Source organism: Pseudomonas sp. BF-RE-21, assembly GCF_019947305.1.
Classification (GTDB): domain Bacteria; phylum Pseudomonadota; class Gammaproteobacteria; order Pseudomonadales; family Pseudomonadaceae; genus Aquipseudomonas; species Aquipseudomonas migulae.
On record NZ_JAGYGF010000055.1, the window covers coordinates 36,152 to 44,364 of the forward strand.

Sequence of the window (8,213 nt, forward strand, 5' to 3'; positions counted from 1 at the left end):
CGCAGGTCAGACGGCACCTACAAAAAACGCCCCGGTCTTGCGACAGGGGCGTTTTTGAAGGCTTTTGCAGGAGCCGGCTTGCTGGCGATACGGGCGTCGCGGTAGGTCTGGATGACCGCGGTGATGCGCTATCGCCAGCAAGCCGGCTCCTACAGGTTCGCGTGTTTCAACCGGCTCGGCGCAGGAGGTAGACACCTGCCAGGGCACATACACCCGCCGGCACCAGCACCGCAAACAGCGGCGAGAACCCGAACACCAGGCTCGAAGGCCCCAGCAAATCCTGGACGATACGGAAGGTGAAGCCCACCAGCACGCCGGTGAATACCCGCTGACCGAGGGTAACCGAGCGCAGCGGACCGAAGATGAAGGAGATCGCCATCAGTACCAGGGCGGCAGTGACCAGCGGCTGCAACACCTTGACCCAAAATGCCAGCCAGTAACGGCCATTGTTCAACCCCTGATCCGCCAGGTAGTGGATGTAACTCCACAGGCCGGTGATCGACAGCGAATCCGGCGACATCACCACGGTGCTCAGCAGTTGCGGGCTCAGCGCCACGTTCCAGCGCTCGACCGGGGCCGTGACCACTTCGGTGCTCTTGTCATGGAACAGCGTGGTCGTGACATCGCTCAACTGCCAGTGATCCTGGTCGAATTTCGCGCGTTTGGCGAAGCTCGAGGACAGCATGTGCCGCTGATCGTCGAAGCGATAGCGGGTCACGCCGTACAGCACGCCGTTGGGTTGTACCGAGTTGACGTGGATGAACTCCTCGCCCTGACGGTGCCACAGGCCATGCTTGGCGCTTTGCGCATCACCACTGCCTTGAGCCAGCGAGCGGTTGGCCTGCGCGGTGCTTTCGGTCGCCGGCGCGATGTACTCGCCAATCAACACGCCCACCACCATCAGGATCAGCATCGGCTTCATGACGGCCCAGACGATCCGGCCGATCGACACGCCCGCCGCGCGCATGATGGTCAGCTCGCTGTGGCTGGCCAGACTGCCGAGGCCGATCAGGCAGCCGATCAGTGCTGCCATCGGCAACATGTCGTAAAGACGGCGCGGCGCGGTCAGCAGGACGTAACTCAAGACATCGACCAGGGTGTAGGTATCGCTGACTTCACCCATCTCGTCGATGAAAGCGAACAGCGTGGCCAGACCGAGAATAATCCCCAGTACCGCCAGGATCGCGATAAAGACGCTGCTACCGATGTAGCGATCGAGCTTAACCACGGGCCACCTCCAGCGCGCTGCGGCGACTCGCCCGCTTCAACTGCCAGGGTTCCCAATAGAGCAAGCCAAGGCCGATGGCCAGGAAGATTGCGTGAACCCACCACAAGCCCAGCGCGGGCGGGATCTTGCCCTTTTCGAGGGCGCCGCGAGCGGCAATCAGGATGCTCAGGTAAGCCATATAAAGAAGAATCGCCGGCAGCAGCTTGAGGAAACGGCCCTGGCGCGGATTGACCCGCGACAGCGGCACCGCCATCAGGGTCACGATGAAGACCAGCAAGGGCAAGGACAGGCGCCATTGCAGCTCGGTGCGCGAACGCAGGTCATCACTGCCGAGCAACGAACTGGTGGGCATTGCATCACGGTCGGTGACTTCGTCGCTGACGTCCGGCTTAGGCAGCAATACGCCGTACTCTTCGTACTTGATCGCACGATAGTCGGCCTGCCCCGGATTACCGTCATAACGATAACCGTTGTCGAGAATCAGGTAGCGGTTACCGTCGGGGCGGATTTCCTGACGGCCCTTCTCGGCCACCAGCACGGAAATCCCGCGATCCTTCTTGTCCGACGAGACGTTCTTTTGCGAAATGAACACGCCGCCGAGGTGGATGCGGTCATCCGACAGGGTTTCGGTGTAGGTCACCCGGGTGCCGTCACGCAGGGCCTGGAAGCGGCCCGGCTCGAGGGTATCGAACTCGGTCAGCGCGTCCTGCTTGTTCAGCAGCAACTGAAACTGATTGGCCCCTTGTGGCGCCAGGCTCAGGCTCAACCATGCCACCACCAGTGCCACCAGGGTGGCCGGAAACAGGGTCATGGTGAACAGGCGCTGCTGGCTCATGCCCGTGGCGGAGAGCACGGTCATTTCACTTTCAAGGTACAGGCGACCGTAGGCCAGCAGGATCCCGAGGAACAGGCCCAGCGGCAGGATCAGTTGCAGAAAGCCTGGCAGGCGAAAGCCCATGATCAGGAACAGCGAGCCCGGATCCAGAAGGCCAGCCGCCGCCTGGGCGAGGTATTTGATGAAGCGTCCGCTCATGATGATGACCAGCAGCACGGCACTGACGGCGCTCAAGGTCAACAGGACTTCGCGGGATAGGTAACGGAAGACGATCAAACCAGACACTCCAGGGTTGTCAGGCTAAGGCGGCCAAACAAGCAAACGTATCAGGCAGCCCGCAAGACAGAGCCGCCGAAAAAAGTTGGCGCATTATCCTGTGATTGGACGCGCCTGTCACTGCGCATGGTTACGCAGGCGGCCAAAGCGCAGAAGATCGTACAACCGAGGGTTGTCAGGCGCCGGTAGCGAGGTTCAAACTGCGGCCTTTGTCGCAAGCCGTGACTTGCGTCTTTCACTCTATAAATAAGCAGGCTCGAACGTCTGTCGTCGAGCACTTGCGTGTTGACCCATCATTCAGGGACCCGGACATGGAACTGGTTGTAAAAAGCGTTAACCCAGAAACGTTGAAAACCTCCACCCTGGTAGTCGCCGTCGGCGAAGGCCGCAAGCTCGGCGCCGTTGCCAAACAACTCGACGAACTGAGCGGCGGCGCCATCAGCGCAGTGCTCAAGCGTGGCGACCTGGCCGGCAAGGTTGGCCAGAGCCTGTTGCTGCACAGCCTGCCGAACCTGAAAGCCGAGCGCGTGTTGCTGGTCGGCGTGGGCAAGGACGAAGAACTGGGTGACCGCCCGTTCCGTAAAATCATCGCCGGCGTCCTCAACACCCTGAAAGGCCTGGGCGGCAGCGATGCTGTGCTGGCGCTGGACGAAGTGATCGTCAAGGGGCGCGACAGCTACGGCAAGACGCGTCTGCTGGCCGAAACCCTGGTGGACGGCGAATACACCTTCGATCAGTTCAAGAGCCAGAAAGCCGAACCTCGCGCCCTGAAGAAAGTCACCCTGGTGACCATCAAGGCGGCCCAGGCTGAAGTCGAGCGCGCCGTGGCCCACGCCACCGCGATCGCCAACGGCATGGCGTTCACCCGCAACCTGGGCAACCTGCCGCCGAACATCTGCCACCCGACGTTCCTCGGCGAGCAAGCGAAAAACCTCGGTAAAGAATTCAAAAGCCTGAAAGTCGAAGTCCTTGATGAGAAGAAAATCAAGGAACTGGGCATGGGCTCGTTCTACGCCGTCGGCCAGGGCAGCGCCCAGCCGCCGCGCCTGATCGTCATGCAATACAACGGCGGCAAGAAATCCGAGAAGCCGTACGCCCTGGTCGGCAAAGGCATCACCTTCGACACCGGCGGCATCAGCCTGAAGCCGGGCGCCGGCATGGATGAAATGAAGTACGACATGGGCGGCGCCGCCAGCGTCTTCGGCACCCTGCGCGCCGTGCTCGAACTGAAGCTGCCGATCAATCTGGTGTGCATCCTCGCCTGCGCCGAGAACATGCCGAGCGGCAACGCTTCGCGTCCGGGCGACATCGTCACCACCATGAGCGGCCAGACCGTGGAAATCCTCAACACCGACGCCGAAGGCCGTCTGGTGCTGTGCGACGCCCTGACCTACTCCGAGCGCTTCAAGCCGCAAGCCGTGATCGACATCGCAACCCTGACCGGCGCTTGCGTCGTTGCATTGGGTGCGCACACCTCCGGCCTGCTGGGCAACAACGACGAACTGATCGGCCAACTGCTGAGCGCCGGCCAATCGGCTGACGACCGCGCCTGGCAACTGCCGTTGTTCGACGAGTATCAAGAGCAGCTGGACAGCCCGTTCGCCGACATCGCCAACATTGGCGGCCCGAAAGCCGGCACCATCACCGCTGCCTGCTTCCTGTCGCGCTTCACCAAGAACCTGAACTGGGCGCACCTGGACATCGCCGGCACCGCCTGGACCAGCGGCGGCAAGGACAAGGGCGCCACTGGCCGTCCGGTTCCATTGCTGACCCAGTACCTGCTGGACCGCGCCAAAGCCTGAAACCGATGACCTCGGGCGGCGTTGCTTTCGGGCGACGCCGCCTGGGGCTCAGGAACCGCAATGACCAAAGTCGACTTCTATATCCTGCCCAGCGCCGACCCTTCGGCACGGCTGGATTTCGCCTGCAAGCTCACCGATAAAGCCTGGCGCATGGGCCATCGCATCTACCTGCATTGCAGCGATGCCGCCCAGCGTGACGATCTCGATGCGCGCCTGTGGGCCTTCAAGGGCGAAAGCTTCGTGCCCCACGGCCCCGCCGAAAGCGAGCCGGACGGTTTGATTGTGCTGGGTCTTGGCGATGACTGCGGTCAACATCAGGATTTGCTGGTCAATCTCGACCTGAAAGTCCCGGCCTTTGCCAACAAATTCGCCCGGGTGGCGGAAGTGGTGGTGGAGGATCCGGCGATACGCACGGCTGCGCGGGAGAGTTTCCGTTTCTACCGCGAACAGGGCTATCCTCTGCAAGATCACCGTTTACAGCGACTCTGAGCATTCCGATGGACACTCCAAAACCGCTGCAAAAGTCCGCGCACCTGCTGGACGACCTTGAGTCGATCCGCCAATTGCTCGGCGATGACAACCTGCAACCACCGCTGCTGACCGACACGGTCGACGATGGAGAGCAGGAACAGATTCCGATGTTGTTCGACACGGTCAGCGCCAGTCAGCCCACCGTCGCACCGACGCCAGTCGCCGCTGCCGCGCAACCGGCACCCGCTGCAACCAAAGGTCCAGACGACCTGCTGCACCTGGACAGCGAACTGCGCGCCGCCGCGCAACTGATCATGCAAGACGTGATCGACGACTTCGCCCCGCACATCGAAACCGAAATCAAACGCCGCCTCAGCGCGCGTCTTGAGCGGTTGCTAAGCCAGTACAACGACTGAACCCGACACAAATCCCCTGTGGGAGCGGGCTTGCTCGCGAAGGCGTCGTATCAGTCAGCACAAATGTTGAATGTCAGACCGCTTTCGCGAGCAAGCCCGCTCCCACATTGGTTTCGTGCCGTTTTTGATACTGCGCCCTGTCCGCCCCCGCTCGCCCTGCGCCCCATGCCCCGCTATACTCGTCGGCTTTTCCTGAATTAATGCCAATAGGGTCCCGCCGCGCATGGATAAGACCTACCAGCCGCACGCCATTGAAACTTCCTGGTACAACACCTGGGAGTCTGAGAATTACTTCGCCCCGCAAGGCGCGGGCGAGTCCTACACCATCATGATCCCGCCGCCGAACGTCACCGGCAGCCTGCACATGGGTCACGGCTTCAACAACGCGATCATGGACGCCCTGATCCGTTTCCGCCGCATGCAGGGTCGCAACACCCTGTGGCAGCCGGGCACCGACCACGCCGGTATCGCCACGCAAATGCTGGTGGAACGCCAACTCGAAGCCCAGGGCCAGAATCGCCACGACCTGGGCCGTGAAAAATTCCTCGAGAAAGTCTGGGAATGGAAGGATCAGTCCGGCGGCAACATCAGCCGTCAGATCCGCCGTCTCGGCTCGTCGGTGGACTGGGGCCGCGAGCGCTTCACCATGGACGACGGTCTCTCGGAAGCGGTGAAAGAAGCGTTCGTGCGCCTGCACGAAGACGGCCTGATCTATCGCGGCAAGCGTCTGGTCAACTGGGACACCAAGTTGCACACGGCGATTTCCGACCTCGAAGTGGAAAACCACGACGAGAAAGGTTTCCTGTGGAACCTGAAATACCCGCTGGCCGACGGCGCCAAGACCGCTGAAGGCAATGATTACCTGATCGTCGCGACCACTCGCCCGGAAACCATGCTCGGCGACGCCGCCGTCGCGGTTAACCCGAACGATGAACGCTACAAAGCCCTGATCGGCAAATTTGTCGAGCTGCCGCTGGTCGGCCGCCGCATCCCGATCATCGCCGACGATTACTGCGACCCTGAATTCGGCACCGGTTGCGTGAAAATCACCCCGGCCCACGATTTCAACGACTACGAAGTCGGCAAGCGCCACAACCTGCCGCTGCTGAACATCTTCGACAAGAACGCCGCCGTACTGCCGGCCTGCCAGGTGTTCAACCTCGACGGCACGCTGAACGAAAGCATCGACGGCAAGATCCCGGCTGAATACGTCGGCCTCGACCGCTTTGAAGCGCGCAAACAAATCGTTGCTGCGTTCGACGCTGCCGACCTGTTGGTCAGCGTCAACGATCACGCGCTGAAAGTGCCGAAAGGCGACCGTTCCGGCACCATCATCGAGCCGTGGCTGACCGACCAGTGGTACGTGTCCACCAAGCCTTTGGCTGAACCGGCGATCGCCGCTGTTGAAGACGGCCGTATCCAGTTCGTGCCCAAGCAGTACGAAAACATGTACTTCTCGTGGATGCGCGACATCCAGGATTGGTGCATCAGCCGTCAACTGTGGTGGGGCCACCGGATTCCGGCCTGGTACGACGAGTCGGGCAAAGTCTACGTCGGTCGCGACGAAGCCGAAGTGCGTGCCAAGCACAACCTCGGTCCGGACGTTGCGCTGCAACAGGACAACGACGTACTCGACACCTGGTTCAGTTCGGGCCTGTGGACATTCTCGACGCTCGGCTGGCCTGAGCAGACCGAATTCCTGAAGAAATTCCACTCCACCGACGTGTTGGTGACTGGCTTCGACATCATTTTCTTCTGGGTTGCCCGGATGATCATGCTCACCATGCACCTGGTGAAAAACGAAGACGGCACGCCGCAGGTTCCGTTCAAGACCGTTTACGTTCACGGTCTGGTGCGAGACGGCCAGGGCCAGAAAATGTCCAAGTCCAAGGGCAACGTCCTGGACCCGCTGGACATCATCGACGGTATCGAGCTGGAAGACCTGGTGCAGAAACGCACCTCCGGCATGATGCAGCCGAAACTGGCGAAGAAGATCGAGAAGCAGACCCGCGATGAGTTCGCCGACGGCATCGCCAGCTACGGCACCGACGCCCTGCGCTTCACCTTCTGCTCGCTGGCGTCCACCGGTCGCGACATCAAGTTCGACATGGGCCGCGTCGAAGGCTATCGCAACTTCTGCAACAAGATCTGGAACGCCGCGCGCTACGTGCTGGACAAGGGCGAAGACTGCGGCCAGAACGGCGAAGCCTACGAACTGTCGCTGGCGGATCGCTGGATCATCTCGCAGCTGCAACGCACCGAAGCCGAAGTGACCCGTCAACTCGACCAGTTCCGCTTCGACCTCGCGGCACAAGCCTTGTATGAGTTCATCTGGAACCAGTATTGCGACTGGTACCTGGAACTGTCCAAGCCTGTGCTGTGGGACGAAAACGCACCGGTCGAGCGCCAGCGCGGCACCCGTCGCACGCTGGTGCGCGTACTGGAAGTCGCGTTGCGCCTGGCGCACCCGTTCATGCCGTTCATCACCGAAGAAATCTGGCAGCGCATCGCGCCGCTGGCCGGTATCGAAGGCAAGACGATCATGCTGCAACCTTGGCCAGTGGCCAATGAAGAGCGCATCGATCCGGCGGCCGAGAACGACATCGAGTGGCTCAAGGAACTGATGCTCGGCACGCGCAATATCCGTGGCGAGATGAACATCGGCCCGGGCAAGCCGCTGAACATTTTCCTGAAAAACGTCAGCGCCGAAGATCAGCGTCGTCTCACCGAGAACGAAGCCCTGTTGAAGAAACTGGCGCGTCTCGAATCGATCACCGTGTTGGCTGCCGGCGAAGAAGCACCGCTGTCCGCCACCGCGCTGGTGGGTGAGATGGAAGTGCTGGTGCCGATGGCCGGCCTGATCGACAAGGACGCCGAGCTGGCGCGTCTGGACAAGGAAATCCTGCGTCTGCAGGGCGAAGTCCAGCGCGTGGGCGGCAAGCTGTCCAACGCAGGTTTCGTCGACAAGGCTCCGGCCGAAGTCATCGAGAAGGAACGCGCCAAGCTGGCTGAAGCCGAACAGGCTTTGGGCAAACTGGCCGAGCAGCATGCGCGGATTGCCAGCCTGTAACGGCAGATCGCAATGAAAAAGGGAGGCCCAAGTGGCCTCCCTTTTTCATTCCCCCGCAGTCCTGTAGGAGCCGGCTTGCTGGCGATCCAGGCGGCGCGGTGCATCTGATCCACCG

At 61.4% G+C, this 8,213-nt stretch carries 6 protein-coding genes; 4 read left to right on the forward strand and 2 right to left on the reverse strand.

What is annotated here, in order from left to right; genetic code table 11:
• Positions 1–166: 166 nt before the first annotated feature.
• Positions 167–1,228, reverse strand: coding sequence for an LPS export ABC transporter permease LptG (lptG, locus tag KGB25_RS25350; protein WP_008042483.1), 1,062 nt, complete (start codon positions 1,226–1,228; stop codon positions 167–169).
• On the reverse strand, positions 1,221–2,339 hold the full coding sequence (lptF, locus tag KGB25_RS25355) for an LPS export ABC transporter permease LptF (protein ID WP_008042482.1): 1,119 nt from the start codon (positions 2,337–2,339) through the stop codon (positions 1,221–1,223). The genes lptG and lptF overlap by 8 nt, the downstream gene beginning before the upstream one ends.
• Before the next feature lie 311 nt (positions 2,340–2,650).
• Here lptF and KGB25_RS25360 point away from each other — a divergent pair, with 311 nt between their 5' ends.
• The 4 genes from KGB25_RS25360 (at position 2,651) to KGB25_RS25375 (ending at position 8,098) form a co-directional block, all read left to right on the forward strand.
• Positions 2,651–4,141, forward strand: a complete 1,491-nt coding sequence (locus KGB25_RS25360; RefSeq protein WP_192228538.1) for a leucyl aminopeptidase — start codon at positions 2,651–2,653, stop codon at positions 4,139–4,141.
• A gap of 60 nt (positions 4,142–4,201) precedes the next feature.
• The gene (locus KGB25_RS25365; protein WP_008026678.1) at positions 4,202–4,630 is read left to right on the forward strand and encodes a DNA polymerase III subunit chi; all 429 of its coding nucleotides are present in this window, start codon (positions 4,202–4,204) and stop codon (positions 4,628–4,630) included.
• A gap of 8 nt (positions 4,631–4,638) precedes the next feature.
• A complete protein-coding gene (locus tag KGB25_RS25370) occupies positions 4,639–5,028 on the forward strand; it encodes a DNA polymerase III subunit chi (RefSeq protein ID WP_223437194.1) in 390 nt (129 codons plus the stop codon).
• A gap of 223 nt (positions 5,029–5,251) precedes the next feature.
• Positions 5,252–8,098 (forward strand): valine--tRNA ligase, encoded by a 2,847-nt coding sequence (locus tag KGB25_RS25375; protein ID WP_008042478.1) that lies wholly within the window; start codon positions 5,252–5,254, stop codon positions 8,096–8,098.
• The last annotated feature ends 115 nt before the right edge of the window (positions 8,099–8,213 follow it).